This is a genomic window from Sulfitobacter noctilucicola (assembly GCF_000622385.1).
Classification (GTDB): domain Bacteria; phylum Pseudomonadota; class Alphaproteobacteria; order Rhodobacterales; family Rhodobacteraceae; genus Sulfitobacter; species Sulfitobacter noctilucicola.
In genome coordinates, this window is the sequence record NZ_JASD01000001.1 from 77,230 (window position 1) to 95,002 (window position 17,773).

Genomic DNA, 17,773 nt, shown 5'->3' on the forward strand with positions numbered 1-17,773 from the left:
CCGAATCCAAGTGTATTCCTCTTGCATAATCCGCATTCGGGAGAATTACATATGACCATCGCGACATTTTTCAGAGGTTTTTTCACAGGCCGCGATCGCGCGCCGTCAGAGCTTGAGTTGTCAGATATGGGGCTGAGCCGCGCTGATTTCAGACGCCTGTCCACCAGCAAAGCCGGCACGCGAGACCGCATGGAGGCGCTGGCCGCGCAGTACGGTGTGACGCCTGCGCTTATTGATGCGGATCGGGGACTGGCCTTGGAACTGGCACAGACCTGCGGTCATTGCCAATGTGCCAAAGCTTGCCAGAATGCGCTTGATCTCGGGGTTGATTTTGACGCGGGCCGCTGCCCGAATGCGACGGTCTACGCGGATATGTCACCGGCCTGAGGGGCTTTCCTTGGGGGATAATTTGCGCCGTCCGGTGATCTTGAACCGGTCGGCCGTCCCGTAATCGCGCACCGCAACACCCGCCACAAAATCACCAAATACAGGACCGTGTTTGAACAGGTGCCCTGAGCATCCTCCTGCAAACAGAACGTTCTCGTGCTCGGGATGCCAGTCGACAATGAAATGCGTGTCCGGTGTCAGGATCACCTGATTGAATTTGCTGTCCACAACCCGCTGACCTTCCAGACCCGGCAGGCGGTGGCGGATGTACTGGCGCGTTTTGGCAAGCGATGCTTTCTCGATCAACCGTTCATCGTTGTTGATGTCGATGGGTGTATTGGGGATGACCACCGCCGCCTTGACGCCGGACCCTTCGGATGACGGAATGCCGAAACTGCCCTGACCGTGATCAATCCAGCAAGGCATGTTTTCCATATCGAACTGATCGGACCCGTCGGGTGTCGAAGTATAAAGCACGTTGATGCCCATGATCGCGCTGATCGGTTTGATTGTGCGCGGAAACATCTCTGACATCCATGCGCCCGTCGCAATCACGATCAGATCGGCCTGCAAGGGGGCACCATCCAACATCGGACGCTCTTGTGCATCTGTTGTCACGGTCCCCCGCTTCACGACGCCGCCTGCGCGTTTGAATAGATCAAGCCCGGCAAGCACACAGCGGTGCGCCATCAACAGCCCTGCTTCAGGCTCGAACAAGGCATAGTCGATTTCGTCGACTTTGAACTGTGGAAACCGTGCGCGGACCTCGTCGCGGGTAAACTTGTAGTAGGGCACCCCGACTTTATCAAAGGTGTCGGCTGTTGCGTCTTCCCAGTCGCAATGCCCCTTGGTGGCGAGGATCAGCGCACCGCATTCGTACATCAGGTTCAGCCCGCATTCGGCCTGCATCTCGAGCCACATGGCCCGGCTTTCGCGCGCCCAACGAGTATAGAATTCGTCACGACCCGAAATGGCACGGATAACACGGTTATAGTCGGTCGAGGCAGCGCGGGCATGGCCCGGCTCCCAGCGGTCGATCAACGTCACCTGTTCGCCGCGCCGCTGCAAATGCAGCGCTGTCATCAGGCCGGCAATTCCGCCCCCTACGACGATGCAGGAATTTCGTGTCATCGGCCTATTTTTCCTTGTCAGGTCATTGGTTTCGTGAATACTGTATACAGAATACACACAAAAACAATTAGATTCTCGACCGGGCGACAGATCATATGAACACGGATTTCAGCCTGCCTGAAGGCACTCATACTGTTATTCTGGGTCTTGGGGATCTGAACGGAATTATGCGTGGGAAACGTATTCCCGCGTCGCATTGGGAAACGATTTGCGCTGACGGAAATGCGCTGTCTATTGCAATGCTGGCCATCGATTCGAACTGTGATGTCTGGGACAGCCCTTATGTGAACTTCGATAACGGTTATCCGGACATGCATATGTTTCCGATGACAAAGCCCGTTGCGATCCCTTGGGAAGAAGGGGTGGCCGTTTGTTTCGCCCGTGCCGAGGGGATGGACCACAAACCTGTTCCGATTGATCCGCGTCAGGCTCTGATCAAACAGGTGGAGCGCGCAAAGGAAATGGGATTTGATGTCTCGACCGGCGCTGAGCTTGAGTTCTATCTGCTAGACCCGGAAACAGGTTTGCCCCGTGATGAAGGTATTCAGGTATACGGCCTTGGCCGTGCCGCGCGGATGGAACATATTGTCGGGCCGATCCGCCGCCAGATTAACGAATGCGGCATTCCCATTGAACAATCCAACCCCGAATATGCCGCTGGTCAGGTCGAAGTGAACATCCGGTATGATGATGCGCTTTTATCAGCAGACCGCGTCGTTCTTTTCAAATCGCTGGTGCGCCAGTTGGGCATCGCCCACGGATACCTCGCGACCTTTATGCCCAAGCCGTTTTTTGAACAATCCGGCAATGGTTTTCACGTCCATTATTCGCTTTGGAAAGATGGAAAGAACGCCTTTTCTGACGGCGGAAAATTGAACGAATTGGGCCGACAGTTCACCGCCGGTTTGCAAAAACGGATGGGAGAAGCGGCAATCTGTGGTTCTCCTACGCCCAACGGCTTCCGGCGCCGCGCGCCTTATACCTTCTGCCCGGTCAACACATCATGGGGTCCGGATAACCGGACAGTTGCGCTGCGTATTATCGAAGGAACGGAAAAGGCGGTCAGGGTCGAAAAACGCGATGCCGGTGCAGATGCCAATCCTTATTTGCTGATGGCAACCGATCTGGCAGCCGGTCTGGACGGCATAGAACAGAAGATGGAGCCGACAGAACCCACGCTCGGCAACGCCTATGAGGAGTGCCACGGAGAGCCGATCCCGACCGATCTGGGTACGGCGATCGAACTGGCACGTGGTTCTGACTGGCTCAAGGATGTCATGGGCGATGTCACATGGGAGATCTATTGCCAGATGTGTGAACGCGAGCAGGGGTTCTTCGCCGAACAAGTCACACCCGTTGAAACCGCCCGTTATCTAAGGACACTCTGAATGCAGCTTGGCCGCATCACAGGTACTGTTACAGCCACAGTCAAAGCAGAACGCTTGACCGGTCAGACCCTGCTTGTCGTCGATATCATTGACGCTGCCGGTACGGTTCTCGCCGCAGGCATGGTCGCCCCCGATACCGTTGGCGCAGGAGTCGGCGACACGGTCCTGCTGACCCAAGGTTCAGCCGCCCGCATGGCGCAGGGGCTGTCTTCTGCACCGGTCGATCTGGCAATTGTCGCAATCGTGGACCGCATCAGCGTCTGACACTCACTTATCTCAATCTCAAAGGAATACCTCCAATGGCAAAATCACCAACACCGGGCCAAATGGCTCTTGGCATGATCGAAACACGCGGCCTTGTCGGCGCAATTGAAGCGGCGGATGCCATGGTCAAAGCGGCCAGCGTCACCATCGTCGGCCAGTCCAAAGCGGGCGGCGGTCTGATTACCACCCTCGTGCGCGGCGAAGTCGGTGCTGTGAAGGCGGCGACAGACGCCGGTGCTACAGCAGCAAACAAAGTGGGCGAAGTTGTATCTGTCCATGTGATCGCGCGTCCGCACGACGAGCTGGAAGCGATCCTCGACGGTCTGAGCGCGTAACCCCAAGCCAGAGGTCCGCCCATGCCCGCCGATTTTGAGGATTTTGCCCGAGTGGCAAGCCAGTCCCGCAGCAGCGCTGTGGCCACGCCCCCCCGTTTCAACCGCATTGCGGTGTTGGGCGGAGGTGCGGATGCACGCCTGATTGCTGCGTTGTCCTTGGCCGAAAATTGCGATGTCACGCTTTTCTCCGCTTACGGGAAAGAGCTGGAGCAGCTGCGCGCGTCCTCTGGCATTGCCCTGCGCGGTGCAGGGCCGCTTGGGTCCTATCAAGTCGATAGTGGCGCGTCGTCGATCAAGCTGACGGCAGAGTTGGATGCGGCAGTGGACGGTGCGGAAGTTATCTTTCTGACCGGACCAATCCATAAACAACGCACCTATGCCATGGTATTGGCAGACCATCTGGCCGACGGGCAGGTGCTGGTCCTCGCACCGGGTCGATCATTGGGCGCGGTTGAGGCCGCCTGGATGTTGCGCTTAGGGGGAGGCACGGCTGATGTAACTTTGGTCGAAACCCAAGGATTGCCGTTCTGGTTCAAACCAGAAGGCACGACACTTGCGCTTTCTGCACGTGGCCCAGTGGTTGCAGCGACCCTTCCGCGGGGGCGCAGTGAAGCCATTGCCGGTCTGTCGCATATCCTGCCCAATCTAGATGAAGTCGATTCCGTCCTCGCCAGCGGGTTTGCGGACCTGTCTGCGGCTGTGAATATTCCGGCACTTGTGATGGGCGGTCCGGGTTTGGCATCCGGCGGTGTGACCGTTCCGATGGGCGGTGTGCCCCTGCCGGAAAACCTGACGTTTGCCAGCCTGATCGGTTCTGACCAGATGCGCCTTATCCAAGCTATGGCCGAAGAGCGGCGACAAGTTGCACGCGCTTTTGGTGTGCGTGGACTACCCGATACTGATGAATGGATTGCAAACCACACCGGTCCGCAAAAGGGGGAGGGCGCGCGCCCCGTACCTGACCCAAATGCGGCCCGTATAATGCTGCGTGACGGTGTGATCGGTTCGCTTGTGCCGCTGAGCTCCGCCGCTGAACTTGCTGGGATCGACGTGCCACAAACCCGCGCGATGATCGCGCTTACCGGTGCCATCCTTGACGCAGACATCGCCGCATCCGGTCGCAGACTAGAGACGATGGGCATTACCGCAAACTCCATCGACGATGCACGCCGCACCTTTGATGCCCTCACGCCGGGAGGCCGATAATGGACGCCGATCTTCAATCTATCGCCGCCGCCCGACGCATGGCGGAAACCGCGTTTGAGGCCTACAAAGCCTTTTTAGGGACTGATCCTGCGCATGTAGACGCCATTGTCGAAGCGATGGCCCGCGCAATTGAGCCCGAAGCGGAACGTCTGGGCCAGATGGCGGTTGATGAAACTGGCTACGGCAATGTTGAGGACAAGCGGGTCAAGAACCTGTTCAACTCTCTTTCTGTTGCGGAGTATCTGCGCGACATCACCACGCTAGGTATGCTCTGGCGCGATGACGCGACCAAGATTGCCGCATTTGGCGAACCGATGGGCGTTGTTGCAGCGCTCGTTCCGGTGACCAACCCGACGTCTACAATTATCTTCAAGGTGCTGTCGGCGGTCAAAGCTGGCAACGCAATTGTCTGCGCGCCGCATCCGCGCGGGGTGAAGTGCGGGATGGAAACGGTGCGGATCATGGCCCGCGTGGCCGAACAGATGGGCGCACCCAAGGGACTCATTCAATGCATGGATCAGGTGACGATCCAGGGCACTGCCGAACTGATGAGCCATCGCCGGACCTCTGTGGTCATGGCGACGGGTGGTCCTGCGATGGTCAAAGCGGCCTATTCCTCTGGCAAGCCGACGCTGGCGGTGGGGGCAGGCAACGTACCATGCTACGTGCACAAATCGAAAAAGCGCGATCTGGCCGAAGTGGCCGAGATGATCGTGACGTCCAAATGTTTCGACTATGGCACGGCTTGTGTCTCCGAGCAGGCGGTGATCGCGGACCCGGAAATTGCCCGCGACCTGCGTCACGAGATGAAGCTGAAGGGCGCATATTTTTGCACGCCAGCCGAGGCCGATCGTCTTGCCAATGTGATCTTTACCAGCAAACAAGCGATGAATGCGGAACGTGTGGGGCAATCGCCGCAAGCGCTGGCGGATGCGGCACAATTCTCGATCCCGCCACGTACACGGTGCCTGGTATCCGAGGAAACCGAGATCGGCTGGCAGCGTCCGTTGTCTGCAGAAAAATTAAACCCCGTCTTGGCCTTTTACGAGGCAAAGAGCTCCGAACACGGGCTTGAGCTTTCTCAACAGATCGCGCGTTTCGAAGGATGGGGGCATTCATCGGTATTGCACTGCGACGATCCGTCGATTGTTGCCAAATTCGCGACAATCCCGACAGGTCGTGTTCTGGTCAATACACCGGCAATCATGGGCGGCATGGGCTATTCTACCGATTTAGAGCCTTCTTTCATGCTGGGCACCGGCACATGGTCCGGCTCCATCACATCTGACAATGTCACAGCATTACATCTGATCAACATCAAGCGCGTGGCCTATGAAAGCCGACCCTGGCGCGACATCTATAAGGAATATGGCAAATGAGCGGGATCACCATTCGGGCCTTGATGCAGATCGACAATTTGCAACCCAAATTCGCCGCCTACAATGGTGCCACGGTGCAAGGCTCTGTGCCGCTGTCGGGCGATACTGTTCTGATCGGTGAATTCGCGCCGGGCAACGGTGTGTTTTCCCTGATTGACCGCGCCTTGAAAGCATCCAGTGTCGAGGCGACGACTCAAATGGTCGAGCGTGAATTCGGGTTCTTCATCCTGCGTTCCCCTTCCAACGCCGAAGTTTCGGCTGCCCGCGATGCGATGCTGGCAGAGTTGGGCGCCACTATGTCGGACCGCCTAAAACCGTCGATCACCAATACCCAGATTATCACAAGCGTAGAGCCATATCAGGCGCAGCTTTTGAACAAATGGCGCAAGGGTTCACTGCTGGTCCCGGGGCAAACGCTGGGCATCATCGAATGTGCGCCTGCTGCTTATATCTCCATCGCTGCGAATGAGGCCGAGAAAGCCGCCGACATCGACATGGTCGAGGTGCGTGCCGTTGGCCGTTTCGGGCGGCTGTTTATTTCCGGTTCAGAAGATTCGGTGAACACCGCGGTCGAGGCCGCAACCCGCGCCATTGAGGCAGTGGACGGTCAGAGCGAATGACACAAGGGCGCGTCATCGGCACCGATACAGTTGAAGACGCGCGGCAGCGCGGCCGTTTGATTGTTGAAGTGATGCCGGGTGATATCGTCACGGCGCTGGCGCGTGAAAGTGCTGAACGTTTGGGATTAAAGCTGGTTGATGGTCCGGTCGAAATGCCCGCACCTGTGCGCACCGATGGGGCGACGTCCATGCGGCGGACGCTATATCGCCGCGCCCCGAAATGGCAGGCACCATCGCGCAGTCCGCGCAAGGCACGCCGGTTGGGCAAGCTCGCGTTAATCGGAGCAGGAGGCGTGGGTGGCAACATCGCACATCTGACGTCGCGGGCGGACATGGCCGAGGAGATCGTTTTGATCGACATTGCGCCCGGCATGGCTGCCGCAACTGCGCTTGATCTGAACCATACCTCCGGCATCACGGGTGCCGCTGGCCGCTGCATCGGTGGCGAAACGCTAGATCTCGTTTCAGGTGCAGAGGTTATCGTTGTGACTGCTGGCCGCGCCCGTTCTCCGGGTATGACCCGCGCTGATCTGATCGATGTAAATGCACGGGTGATCCGCCAGGCAGGTGAAGCGATACGGTCAGAAGCACCCAATGCCGTCGTGATTGTGGTCACGAATCCGCTGGACGAAATGACAACCGAGATGCTGCGCGTCACAGGTTTCCCGCGCGAACGGGTTCTTGGCATGGCCGGAACGCTCGACAGCAGTCGTTTTCGTAATGCGCTGGCGATGATGGCGGGTGTGTCGCCCGCCGATGTGGATGCCATCACGCTCGGCTCGCATGGCGAAGAGATGGCACCGATCCCCTCGCGGGCGACGATCAAAGGCAGGCCGCTGAATGTTTTTCTGAGCGAAGAGCAGGTCAAGGCCTGTGTGAAGGACGCAATTACCGGTGGCGGTCAGGTCGTAGCGCTGAAGAAGTCCGGCTCTGCCACTATCGCTCCGGCCCACGCAACGATCGAACTGATCGATCACATGCGAGGGGCCCGTACCGGTCCGGTGCCGGTGTCCGTCATGTTAAACGGGGAATACGGGATCGACGATGTTGTGCTGGGTGTGCCTGCCCATCTGGGCCAAGGCGGCATGATTAAAATCGAGGAGCTGCGTCTGACCGAAGCGGAGACTGCCGCCCTGCATACGGCAGCCGATGCAATCCGCACGCGTCTGGCCACATGAGCGTTCAAATCCATAAGGCAGGCGGGCGGTTCGAAGACATCGGCAGCTATGCCCGCGCCAAGCGTATCGGCCCATTTGCGTATACGGCTGGAACCACAGCGTTAGAGCCGACGGGCAAAATCCATGCGCCTTATGATGCCTATGCGCAGACGAAATATATCCTGATGCGGACCGAAGAATTCCTACGCGAAGTCGGGGCCGAGTTGCGACATGTGGCACGCGTCCGCGTCTATCTGACAGAAATGTCTCATGCGGCTGGCTTTATACAGGCGCATGGCGAAGTATTTGAGGGAATCGATCCCGTATTGACGGCTGTCACCGCCGGTCTGACGCAGCCCGGATTGGTTGTAGAGATCGACGTTGATGCTGTTATTCACAGCGTTAACGGCGACATCCCCACCACATGACCACAAAAAATCAGAAAAACATTGATCGGTCTCTGCTTCTGCGTACTGTATACAGAATACAGAATACAGAATACAGTAGACCTCGGAAAAACGGGGCATTCATACCAACAAGGGAGATTTTCATGAAAGTTAGTTACAGTATTGCTGCCTCTGTGGCCGCGACCCTCATGGCCACGACAGCGATGGCAGACATCAAGGTTGGGTTTATCGGATCGCTTTCTTCTGACACCGGTCTTTCCACATTGCGCGGTGCCGAGATGGCGATCGAAGAGCTGAACGCCGCAGGCGGTGTGATGGGTGAACAGGTTGTCATGGTCACCGCCGACACCGGCGAGGACGTGACCGAAGGTGTTAAAGCTTACGAATATCTGGCCGAAACGGAAGAAGTCGATTTTGTGATCTCGGGTTCCATCGACGATGTAAGCCTTGGTTGGTTGCCCCGTATGCAGGAATTCCAGATCCCGACGCTGGACACATGGACCAGCTACATCGGGATCATCGATATGGTTATCGAGGACCCTGACCTGATGGCCCCCTACTTTATGAACATCGCAAGCGACGAAGCGCTGGCAACGCTCTATATCAACTTCGGTGCCGATGTGTTGAAGGCGAAAATGGGCTGGGAATCGGTTGTCATTCTGGCCGAAGACACAGCCTTTGGTGAGGCGATCACCGGTCTTGTAACCGATGCACTGGGTCCAGTTGCCGGGATCGAGACCAAAGAGATCATCACATATGACATCGGCACCGTCGATTTTGCGCCGCTCTTTTCCAAAGCTCAGGCCTCCGGGGCGGACTTCATCTATCAGGTGTCTTCTGTCAACTCGCAGGTCATTTCATCGCAATACGTGAAGCTGCAAGTGCCAATGGCGATGACCGGCGTGAACGTCTCGGCGCTGGGGCTGGAGTACTGGGAAGACACGGGCGGTGCAGGTGGCGGCATTTCCACACTGTCCCCAATCCCTTCCGTCGGGTTCGAGCTTGATCCTGTCAGTGCCAAGTTCGTCGAGGACTATCAGGCCAAGTATGACAGCCGACCCAAGATGCCCCACTTTAACGGGTTCAACGCCTATCACGGTCTGAAACAGGCGATGGCCGCCGCCGAAGAAGCTGGCGGGTTCGAAGACGTCAAAGCGTGGAACGCGGCGATGCTCAAGCAGGACCTGAAGCTGGAAAAAGACGGCAAGCTATGGCTGCGCTACGGTTTCTGGCAGCACGGGGAAGAAGAAGAAGTGACTGGCCGGACATACCCTCAGAACGCGCGGTTCGATCTGACGGCACCTTACGATGATGCCCAGCCGTCCATGGTGGTTATCCAGTGGAAAGAAGACGGCAGCGTTGGCGTGGTGTATCCCTTTGAATACGCCAATACCGAGTTCGAAGTCCCAAGCTGGGTGAAGTAAAACGAACCTCAGGCGGGCCTGAACGGGTCCGCCTTACCCTCCCATACAGGCAAATATCTGATGTTGCAGATCATCATCCAAGGGCTTTTGCTCAGCGGTCTTTACGCGCTTATCGCGATGGGCTTCATGCTGATCTTCTCGATCGGGCGCACGCTGAACCTCGCGTATGGCGCCTATATCATGGTCGGTGGCTATATCTATTTCTGGCTGTCCCAACAGTTGGGTCTGCCCAAGCTGATAGGTTTCGCGGGCGCGGTTGCAGTCGGGGCGATCATGGGTCTGCTCAAGCACCGCCTGATCGTAAAACCCCTCAAGGGTGACGCCGTTGCGGTAGAGATTTCAACGCTGATTTTGGCTGTTATCATGCAGTCAGCCGTTGTGCTTGTCTTTGGCGATGCGTCCAAAATCCTGCTGCCGATCATCCCCGGTGTGGTGACGATATCAGGCGCGCAGGTGACCTATAACATCCTTGCTGCCACACTGATGAGCTGGATCATTATTCTGGCGCTTTATGCCTTTATCCGTGGCACTCACACAGGCCGCGCCATGCAAGCGGTGTCGATGGATCAGAAAGGTGCGGCGATTTCGGGTGTCGATCCGGATCGCATCAACATGATCACTTGGGCGATTTCGGGCGGCCTTGGTGCTGCGGGTGGTGTGTTCTTTGCCAGCTACACGCAGCTATCGCCAAATATGTGGGTGGCGCCCGTCATCATCTCTGTGGCGATTGTTATCGTCGGCGGGATCGGATCAATCATTGGCACACTGATTGTGGCGCATATCATTGGCTTTCTCGAGATCATAATTGTGGCCGTCTGGGCACCCGAATTGCGCGGGGTCTTTACGATGTTGCTGATTATCGGCGTGCTGATTGTGCGGCCACAGGGTCTATTCGGACGGGAGGAACATTAACGTGAACCTCCGTCCTCACCACTTTATTCTCTGGGCGCTGTTTATCGCCGGTATGCTGCTGATGCCCGAACTTGTCGGACGTGGCACGCTGCGCACCATGATCTTTGCGTGCTACCTCGCCATTTTTGCCATCTCTTGGGATATCCTGTCTGGCCGGACCGGATACATCTCTTTTGGTCATCCGTTTCTTGTTGGCATCGGGGCTTACACCACGGCGATACTGACACGCCGCTATGGCTTTCCGGTGGAGGCTTCGATCCCGATTGCTGTTCTGGTGACTATGTTCGGCGGTCTGATCGTGCTGCTGCCAGCCCTGCGGATCAAAGGCAGTTATTTTGCCCTCGTAACTCTGGCGGTGATGGAACTGATGTATCAGCTTGTCCCCGTTATCCGCCCCGATCTGACCGGTGGCACACGAGGCATTTCGCGGTTGCCTGCGCTCACACGCGGTGCCGAGAACGGGTATTACCTTGCCGTTAGTTTGATGCTCGCGGTGGCGCTTTTTGCCTGGTTGCTGATGCGCACACGCCTTGGCACGGCGCTTTGGGCCATTGGACAGAATGAGGAATCCGTGCGCGGGTCAGGGCTTTCTACCACCCGCCTGAAAAGCTTTGCCTTTCTCGTATCGGCCGCTGTTGCAGGATTGGGCGGTGCGTTCTATGCGCATTACCTTGGCACCATCACGCCACGGGCTTTCTTTGATATCAACGTTTTGTTCCAGATCATCGTCGCGGTTCTAATCGGCGGGGCAGGGACCATCCTCGGCCCGATCATCGGCGCATTTTTTATGGTCTTCCTACTGGAATGGCTGCGCCCCTTTTTACCGGGGCAGGAGAGGTTCTTTGTCTACGGAGCCATCGCGCTATTGATCTATATGTACCAGCCAAAGGGCATCATGGCGATCATCGACAGCGGTGTGGCCCGCCTGCGGGGGGCCAAGACATGAACGCGCTGGAGATCCGCAATCTGGTCAAACGCTTCGGTGGTCTTACGGCCACCAATGATCTCAGCTTTGATCTGGCGCAGGGTGAATCGCTGGGTTTGATCGGCCCCAATGGCGCAGGCAAAACCACTGTCTTCAGCCAGATTATGGGCGAGTTGAAACAGACGAGCGGCACAATCACCTTTATGGGTCAGGAAATATCAAACCTTTCTACCCCCGACCGGATTGGCCTTGGCATCAGTCGCACCTATCAAGTGCCGCGCCCTTTTTCTGATCTGAGTGTGCGCGAGAATATACGGGTCGGCCTGATGCCGGACAGCTTGCGTGCAATGATCTTCGGCACAATTGACCGCAAACGCGAAGATGAAATCGCCGCATCTGTAGGCTTTGCCGCCGCCGATCTTGACCGGCCCGCGTCAGAGCTGGCCATGGGGGATCTGCGTAAGCTTGAGTTTGCCCGCACATTGGCAACCGGCGCGAAAGTATTGCTGCTGGATGAAGTGTTTGCGGGTCTGACGAGTGGTGAAATCGGCATGATCGCCGAGCTGATCCAGGATTTGCGACAGCGCGGATTTACGTTTCTCATGGTTTCACATGACCTGCCCGCGATGGAACCGCTGATCGACCGCGCCATCGCCATCGAACGCGGCACGCTTCTGGCAAATGGCAGCTTCCGCGATGTGCTGGCCAATGCCGAAGTCCGCGCGTCCTATCTGGGGGAGGCATAATATGTCGCTGATCAAGATTGATGATCTTTGTGCGTTCTACGGCAAGGCGCAGGCCCTTTCGAACGTATCCCTGCATGTGGAACCGGGAGAGACGATTGCAATAGTGGGGGCAAACGGCGCGGGCAAATCGACGCTGCTGGATTGCATCATGGGGCTGGTCAAAACCACCGGCCAGATCACTCTGGACGGCGAAGACATTACCGGTCGCAAACCCGGCTATATGGTCAGGGCCGGCATTGGATATGCGCCGGAACGGTTCAACCTGTTTCCCCATATGACGGTGCGGGACAACCTGTTGGTTGGTGCCTATACCGCACGGGACGATATCGACAAGAACATGGAAGCCGTGCACCGCCTGTTCCCGCGTCTTGCAGAACGCGAAGCGCAGGAAACGTCGACACAATCCGGCGGTGAACGGCAAATGGTATCGCTTGGCCGTGCGCTGATGTCGTCGCCGAAAATCCTGCTGGTGGATGAGCCTACGATCGGCCTTGCGCCTAAAGTATGCGCCGAAATTGCCGAAGTTCTTAAACGATTGTCAGCGGAACTGGGGCTGACTGTCATTATCACCGAACAGAACGCCAACTTTGCCCTGTCACTGGCAAGCCGCCTTTATGTGCTGGAAGGGGGGCATGTCACCGCCACAGGCACTGCCGAAGAATTGGCCAAGGACGACCAGCTTGCCAAAAGCTATTTTGGTGCCTGAGCGCGCAAGCTCTTCCAACTCCCACCGTGATCGCCCTAATGTCAGGCAAGACTGATAGGGATCATCACATGACTGCACATTCCATTCGCCTTGGCGTTGATATCGGGGGAACTTTCACTGATGTAGTTCTTGAAAAAGGCGGACAGTCTTTTTCAACCAAGGTTTTGACGACGTATGCCGCACCGGAAAACGCGATCATTGACGGGATGCATCAGGTCTGCAGCAAGGCGGGCATCACGCCTGCGCAGATCGACCAGATCATTCACGGCACGACGCTGGCCACCAACGCGTTGATCGAACGGCGCGGGGCCAAAACCGCGCTGATCACCACCAAGGGTTTTCGCGATGTCATCGAAATGCGCACTGAATCGCGCTTCGAACAATATGATCTGAACCTTACGCTGCCCGACCCGCTCTTGCCGCGCCAGATGCGGTTTACGCTGGCCGAACGCGTAAACGCCAAGGGCGAGGTGATGATCCCCCTGGACCGCACAGAGGTTGAGGCGCTGGCCGACCAAATTGCAATGACGGGTGTTGAAAGCATCGCGGTAGGGCTGATCCATTCCTATCTGAACCCCGAACATGAACAGATGATCCGCGATGTGCTGGCCGAAAAGATGCCTGATGTATCGGTCTCGATCTCCTCCGAAGTGTCGCCGCAGATGCGCGAATACGAACGCTTTAACACCGTGGTCGCCAACGCCTATATCAAGCCGCTTATGGCATCCTACCTTGGCCGGCTCGAAGAACGCCTGAAAGCCGAAGGCGTCACGTGTCGTATCTTCCTGATGCACTCTGGCGGCGGCATCATTTCTATCCAGAACGCGGCCGACTTCCCTGTCCGGCTTGTTGAATCCGGCCCCGCAGGTGGCGCGGTTTTTGCCGCCCACATCGCAGCACGCTATGGCATCGACAAAGTGTTGAGTTTCGACATGGGTGGCACCACGGCCAAGATTTGCCTGATCAAGAACCAGACACCTAAAACAAGCCGCGTGTTCGAAGTCGCCCGCACCTATCGTTTCAAAAAGGGTTCGGGCATGCCCATTTCGATCCCTGTGATTGATATGGTCGAAATTGGCGCAGGCGGCGGCAGTCTGGCGCATGTGGATGCCATGCGCCAAATCCGCGTTGGCCCCGAAAGTGCCGGATCAGAGCCGGGGCCTGCCTGCTACGGGCGCGACGGTACGCGCCCCGCTGTGACAGATGCCGATCTGGTGTTGGGCAAACTTGACCCCGACAATTTCGCAGGTGGCTCGATCCCGCTGCACCGCGACAAGTCCCAAGCTGCCTTGCACGCGCATATCGGCGATACGCTTGAAATGGATGCGACCGAAGCCGCCTTTGGTCTGGCCGAAGTCGTGGACGAGAATATGGCAAACGCTGCCCGTGTTCATGCCGTGGAAAACGGCGAGGACCTGAGCGAATACACCATGATCGCCTTTGGCGGTGCCGCACCGCTGCATGCTGCGCGGCTGTGCGAAAAGCTGGGCGTGGACCGGTTGATCGTGCCACCCGGCGCCGGTGTCGGTTCCGCCATCGGTTTCCTGCGTGCTCCTTATAGTTTCGAGGCGAACCGCTCGGTCTACATGAAGCTCAGCGATTTTGATGGCCCGCGCATCCGCGCGCTGCTGACAGAATTGCGCGACGAGGCAACCGGCTTTGTCCGTACCTGCGATGAGGTCAGTCCAATCCTGTCGGAGTTCAAGGTCTACATGCGCTACACCGGGCAGGGCTGGGAAATCCCGATTGATCTGACGGAAGAGCAGGCGATGACGCCTGATGCCGCGACGTTCCAAGCGCGTTTCGAAGAGGATTACGCCAATCTCTTTGGCCGCACTGTGGCTGGCATGGATATCGAGATTACCGTCTGGTCCGCCAACGCAACAACCCCGCCGCAGGAGGTCACGCCGATAGCGGCTCAAGCCGCAACGGCCAGCGCCGCGGCCGTGGGCAGTCGTCCGATCTTTGACGCGGCCGGCGGTGCATTTGCACAGGCAGACGTGATCAACCGCACCACCCTGACGGCAGGCGAGACGATCAAAGGCCCCGCCGCCATTACCGAAGACGAAACCACCATCATTATCCCCGCCAGCCGGTCCGCCATGCGCCAGCCGGACGGTTGTATCGATATCACAGCTGGAGGCCGCTCATGACCCCGTCCAATGTCGCCTATCAGGTTATGTGGAACCGTCTGATCTCTGTGGTTGAGGAACAGGCGCAGGCACTCGTGCGCACCGCCTTTTCGACCTCTGTCCGCGAGGCCGGGGACCTTTCGGCAGGAGTATATGACACGCAGGGGCGTATGCTTGCCCAGGCCGTGACCGGCACACCCGGTCACGTCAATGCCATGGCCGATGCGGTCGCGCATTTCATCCGCCGCATCGGGCGCGAGAATATCCTTGAGGGCGATATCTATATCACGAACGACCCTTGGGAAGGCACCGGCCACCTGCATGACATCACCATGGTCACCCCGTCCTTTTTCAACGGCACGCTGGTCGGATTTTTTGCCTGCACCGCGCATATCGTGGACATCGGCGGGCGCGGGTTTGGTGCTGATGCACATAGCGTCTACGAAGAAGGGCTTTATCTGCCCATCATGAAATTTGCCGATCAGGGCAAGGTGGATGAAACCCTGACACGCATCATTCGCGGCAATGTCCGCGAACCGGATCAGTTGATCGGCGACATCTACGCGCTGGCCACCTGTAACGAGATCGGTCACCGCCGCCTGATCGACATGATGCAGGAATTCGATCTGCAAACCCTCGATGGCATCGCGGCTTTCATCCTCGACAACTCGCGCCGTGCCACGCTTGACCGCATCGCCGCCTTGCCGCGCACCTCTGCCGACGGAGAAATGACGGTCGACGGCTTCGATGTGCCGATCACGCTCAAGGTTCGCGTTACTGTGCATGACGACCACATCATGTCGGATTTTACCGGCACCTCTGGCGTCGATAAAAAGGGCATCAATTGCCCGCTGGTCTACGCCAAAGCCTACGCCTGTTACGCGCTCAAAGTTGCTATTGCGCCCGAAATTCCAAACAACGCCGCCTCGCTCGAACCCTTTCGGATCAGCGCGCCGGAAAACACCATCGTCAATGCGGTGCATCCTGCACCCGTGGCGCTGCGCCATATCGTCGGACACTTTGTCCCGGACGTGGTGTTCAATGCCTTTGACCAGATCGTGCCCGGCCTTGTGCCCGCCGAAGGGGCAGGGTGCTTGTGCAACTTTCAGGTCTCCTTGCGCCCCCGCACCGATGCCCCCGCGCCAAAAGATGCCCGCCGTTCCGAGGTGTTGACCTTTAACTCCGGCGGATCAGGCGCGCGGCCCGAAGTGGACGGGCTAAACGCCACGGCCTTCCCCTCCGGCGTGATGACCATGCCTATCGAAGCGACCGAACATGCAGGGCCGGTGATCATCTGGCGCAAGGAATTGCGACCCGATTCAGGTGGTGCCGGCAAAACACGCGGGGGCTTGGGCCAATACATGGAAGTCGGCGCGATGGAAGGTCACGAGTTCGACATTCAGGCAATGTTTGATCGGGGCCAGCACCCCGCACGCGGGCGCCGCGGCGGCAAAGAGGGCGGGCGTACAACGATCCAGCGCGATGATGGCACTCCGATGCATGTGAAAGGTAAACAATTCGTCCCCCATGGCGCACGTGTCGAAATGGCATTTCCGGGCGGTGCCGGTTATGGTGATCCGTCCGAGCGCGATCCTGCCTTGGTCCGCCGTGATCTGGCGCGGGGCTATATCTCGGCCCAATCTGCGGCGGATGATTATGGACTGTCCCAGGACACAATCGCCTCCGTTCTGAACGCCGCAGCAAAAGGAGAGACCCCTTGACCGCACTCGCCCCCAACCCGTTCACCGCCGCCCTTGCCAAGGGTGACAAGCAAATCGGCATATGGGTCAGTCTGTCCAGCAACTTTGCCGCCGAAGTGGTGGCACCTGCGGGCTTTGACTGGGCGCTGGTCGATATGGAACACAGCCCGAATGACTATTTCAGCGTGCTTGGCCAGCTTCAGGTTTTTGCCTCAAGTGGCACAACCGCCATTGTCAGGGTCGAATGGAACGATGCCGTCGCCGTGAAACGGCTGCTTGATCTGGGCGCGCCGGGTCTTCTGTTTCCGATGATCCAATCGGTGGAAGAGGCCAGAGCCGCTGTCGCCGCCACCCGCTATCCGCCGCATGGCGTGCGCGGGTTTTCCGGTGGGACACGCGCGAATAAATTTGGCCGCGTGACTGACTACATTGATCGCATTGAACAAGAGACAACTGTCCTGCTCCAACTGGAATCCCGCGCTGCTATCGAACAGGCGGAAGAGATTGCGGATATAGAAGGTGTCAGCGGGCTGTTCTTTGGGCCAGCCGACATCGCCGCAGACATCGGCAAACTGGGAAAACCGCTCGATGCCGAAGTTTGGGACCTCATCCGCCCCGCCGCGAAGAAACTGATGGCCAAGGGGATGCCGGTTGGCACGCTGGTCAACGATGCTGCCTTCGCCAAAGAGCTTTTGAACGAGGGTTTCAACTTTGTCGCTTGCGGTACGGATACGGTTTTGCTGGCGCGGGCCAGTGATGCTCTGCTCGCGGCAGTCAAGTAAGAACCCATGTGCAGACGCGTGTCAGCCTTGCGAATTGGTAACCAGTGACAAGCCCGGCACCGCCTGTGTCGCTGCGGTGTCGGTATCGTTCAGATAGTCGAAATTAATCAGGGCGAGCCTGGCATGTTCGCGTGCCAACCCTTCTGCACGTGCGCCCTCGCGGCGCGCAATC

18 protein-coding genes are annotated in these 17,773 nt (G+C 57.9%); 17 read left to right on the plus strand and 1 reads right to left on the minus strand.

Annotated features, from left to right (window positions below; all coding sequences use genetic code 11):
* Positions 1-51: 51 nt before the first annotated feature.
* A complete protein-coding gene (locus Z946_RS0100395) occupies positions 52-387 on the plus strand; it encodes a hypothetical protein (protein WP_025053773.1) in 336 nt (111 codons plus the stop codon).
* Here the strand turns inward: Z946_RS0100395 and Z946_RS0100400 are convergent.
* The gene (locus tag Z946_RS0100400) at positions 376-1,518 is read right to left on the minus strand and encodes an FAD-dependent oxidoreductase (protein WP_025053774.1); all 1,143 of its coding nucleotides are present in this window, start codon (positions 1,516-1,518) and stop codon (positions 376-378) included. The two genes, Z946_RS0100395 and Z946_RS0100400, sit on opposite strands and share 12 nt — an antisense overlap.
* 95 nt (positions 1,519-1,613) lie before the next feature.
* Between Z946_RS0100400 and Z946_RS0100405 the strand changes: the two genes are divergently transcribed.
* The 16 genes from Z946_RS0100405 to Z946_RS20280 all read left to right on the plus strand — a co-directional run bounded on the left by Z946_RS0100405 (position 1,614) and on the right by Z946_RS20280 (position 17,601).
* Positions 1,614-2,906, plus strand: a complete 1,293-nt coding sequence (locus tag Z946_RS0100405; protein ID WP_025053775.1) for a glutamine synthetase family protein — start codon at positions 1,614-1,616, stop codon at positions 2,904-2,906.
* Positions 2,907-3,170, plus strand: coding sequence for a EutN/CcmL family microcompartment protein (locus Z946_RS20260; protein WP_037968943.1), 264 nt, complete (start codon positions 2,907-2,909; stop codon positions 3,168-3,170).
* Positions 3,171-3,205: 35 nt separating this feature from the next.
* The gene (locus Z946_RS0100415; protein WP_052836040.1) at positions 3,206-3,505 is read left to right on the plus strand and encodes a BMC domain-containing protein; all 300 of its coding nucleotides are present in this window, start codon (positions 3,206-3,208) and stop codon (positions 3,503-3,505) included.
* Between the two features lie 21 nt (positions 3,506-3,526).
* Complete coding sequence (locus Z946_RS0100420; RefSeq protein ID WP_025053777.1) at positions 3,527-4,711, plus strand: hypothetical protein; 1,185 nt, start codon at positions 3,527-3,529, stop codon at positions 4,709-4,711.
* Positions 4,711-6,090 carry an aldehyde dehydrogenase family protein gene (locus Z946_RS0100425; RefSeq protein ID WP_037968944.1) on the plus strand — a complete coding sequence of 460 codons (1,380 nt, stop codon included), beginning with the start codon at positions 4,711-4,713 and terminating at the stop codon, positions 6,088-6,090. Before Z946_RS0100420 ends, Z946_RS0100425 begins: the two co-directional genes overlap by 1 nt.
* Entirely contained in the window at positions 6,087-6,710 is a 624-nt protein-coding gene (locus Z946_RS0100430; protein ID WP_025053779.1) for a BMC domain-containing protein, read from the plus strand. Before Z946_RS0100425 ends, Z946_RS0100430 begins: the two co-directional genes overlap by 4 nt.
* Positions 6,707-7,888, plus strand: coding sequence for a malate dehydrogenase (locus Z946_RS20265; protein WP_081780736.1), 1,182 nt, complete (start codon positions 6,707-6,709; stop codon positions 7,886-7,888). The genes Z946_RS0100430 and Z946_RS20265 overlap by 4 nt, the downstream gene beginning before the upstream one ends.
* Positions 7,885-8,295, plus strand: a complete 411-nt coding sequence (locus tag Z946_RS20270; RefSeq protein WP_037968946.1) for a Rid family hydrolase — start codon at positions 7,885-7,887, stop codon at positions 8,293-8,295. Before Z946_RS20265 ends, Z946_RS20270 begins: the two co-directional genes overlap by 4 nt.
* Positions 8,296-8,417: 122 nt before the next feature.
* The gene (locus Z946_RS0100445) at positions 8,418-9,698 is read left to right on the plus strand and encodes an ABC transporter substrate-binding protein (protein ID WP_025053781.1); all 1,281 of its coding nucleotides are present in this window, start codon (positions 8,418-8,420) and stop codon (positions 9,696-9,698) included.
* A gap of 60 nt (positions 9,699-9,758) precedes the next feature.
* Positions 9,759-10,610: a branched-chain amino acid ABC transporter permease gene (locus Z946_RS0100450; RefSeq protein ID WP_025053782.1), complete on the plus strand. Its 852-nt coding sequence runs from the start codon at positions 9,759-9,761 to the stop codon at positions 10,608-10,610.
* A gap of 1 nt (position 10,611) precedes the next feature.
* Positions 10,612-11,556, plus strand: a complete 945-nt coding sequence (locus tag Z946_RS0100455; protein ID WP_025053783.1) for a branched-chain amino acid ABC transporter permease — start codon at positions 10,612-10,614, stop codon at positions 11,554-11,556.
* Positions 11,553-12,281 carry an ABC transporter ATP-binding protein gene (locus tag Z946_RS20275; protein WP_037968947.1) on the plus strand — a complete coding sequence of 243 codons (729 nt, stop codon included), beginning with the start codon at positions 11,553-11,555 and terminating at the stop codon, positions 12,279-12,281. Before Z946_RS0100455 ends, Z946_RS20275 begins: the two co-directional genes overlap by 4 nt.
* Position 12,282: 1 nt before the next feature.
* On the plus strand, positions 12,283-12,987 hold the full coding sequence (locus Z946_RS0100465; RefSeq protein ID WP_052836041.1) for an ABC transporter ATP-binding protein: 705 nt from the start codon (positions 12,283-12,285) through the stop codon (positions 12,985-12,987).
* Positions 12,988-13,055: 68 nt separating this feature from the next.
* The gene (locus Z946_RS0100470; protein WP_025053785.1) at positions 13,056-15,140 is read left to right on the plus strand and encodes a hydantoinase/oxoprolinase family protein; all 2,085 of its coding nucleotides are present in this window, start codon (positions 13,056-13,058) and stop codon (positions 15,138-15,140) included.
* Positions 15,137-16,840 carry a hydantoinase B/oxoprolinase family protein gene (locus Z946_RS0100475; protein WP_025053786.1) on the plus strand — a complete coding sequence of 568 codons (1,704 nt, stop codon included), beginning with the start codon at positions 15,137-15,139 and terminating at the stop codon, positions 16,838-16,840. Before Z946_RS0100470 ends, Z946_RS0100475 begins: the two co-directional genes overlap by 4 nt.
* Positions 16,837-17,601 (plus strand): HpcH/HpaI aldolase family protein, encoded by a 765-nt coding sequence (locus Z946_RS20280; RefSeq protein WP_037968948.1) that lies wholly within the window; start codon positions 16,837-16,839, stop codon positions 17,599-17,601. Before Z946_RS0100475 ends, Z946_RS20280 begins: the two co-directional genes overlap by 4 nt.
* Positions 17,602-17,773 lie beyond the last annotated feature (172 nt).

Bases quoted from the DNA above. Each gene is read 5' to 3' on its own strand.
- Z946_RS0100395 (WP_025053773.1), top strand. From the start codon at position 52: ATGACCATCGCGACATTTTTCAGAGGTTTTTTCACAGGCCGCGATCGC.
- Z946_RS0100400 (WP_025053774.1), bottom strand. From the start codon at position 1,518: ATGACACGAAATTCCTGCATCGTCGTAGGGGGCGGAATTGCCGGCCTG.
- Z946_RS0100405 (WP_025053775.1), top strand. From the start codon at position 1,614: ATGAACACGGATTTCAGCCTGCCTGAAGGCACTCATACTGTTATTCTG.
- Z946_RS20260 (WP_037968943.1), top strand. From the start codon at position 2,907: ATGCAGCTTGGCCGCATCACAGGTACTGTTACAGCCACAGTCAAAGCA.
- Z946_RS0100415 (WP_052836040.1), top strand. From the start codon at position 3,206: ATGGCAAAATCACCAACACCGGGCCAAATGGCTCTTGGCATGATCGAA.
- Z946_RS0100420 (WP_025053777.1), top strand. From the start codon at position 3,527: ATGCCCGCCGATTTTGAGGATTTTGCCCGAGTGGCAAGCCAGTCCCGC.
- Z946_RS0100425 (WP_037968944.1), top strand. From the start codon at position 4,711: ATGGACGCCGATCTTCAATCTATCGCCGCCGCCCGACGCATGGCGGAA.
- Z946_RS0100430 (WP_025053779.1), top strand. From the start codon at position 6,087: ATGAGCGGGATCACCATTCGGGCCTTGATGCAGATCGACAATTTGCAA.
- Z946_RS20265 (WP_081780736.1), top strand. From the start codon at position 6,707: ATGACACAAGGGCGCGTCATCGGCACCGATACAGTTGAAGACGCGCGG.
- Z946_RS20270 (WP_037968946.1), top strand. From the start codon at position 7,885: ATGAGCGTTCAAATCCATAAGGCAGGCGGGCGGTTCGAAGACATCGGC.
- Z946_RS0100445 (WP_025053781.1), top strand. From the start codon at position 8,418: ATGAAAGTTAGTTACAGTATTGCTGCCTCTGTGGCCGCGACCCTCATG.
- Z946_RS0100450 (WP_025053782.1), top strand. From the start codon at position 9,759: ATGTTGCAGATCATCATCCAAGGGCTTTTGCTCAGCGGTCTTTACGCG.
- Z946_RS20275 (WP_037968947.1), top strand. From the start codon at position 11,553: ATGAACGCGCTGGAGATCCGCAATCTGGTCAAACGCTTCGGTGGTCTT.
- Z946_RS0100465 (WP_052836041.1), top strand. From the start codon at position 12,283: ATGTCGCTGATCAAGATTGATGATCTTTGTGCGTTCTACGGCAAGGCG.
- Z946_RS0100470 (WP_025053785.1), top strand. From the start codon at position 13,056: ATGACTGCACATTCCATTCGCCTTGGCGTTGATATCGGGGGAACTTTC.
- Z946_RS0100475 (WP_025053786.1), top strand. From the start codon at position 15,137: ATGACCCCGTCCAATGTCGCCTATCAGGTTATGTGGAACCGTCTGATC.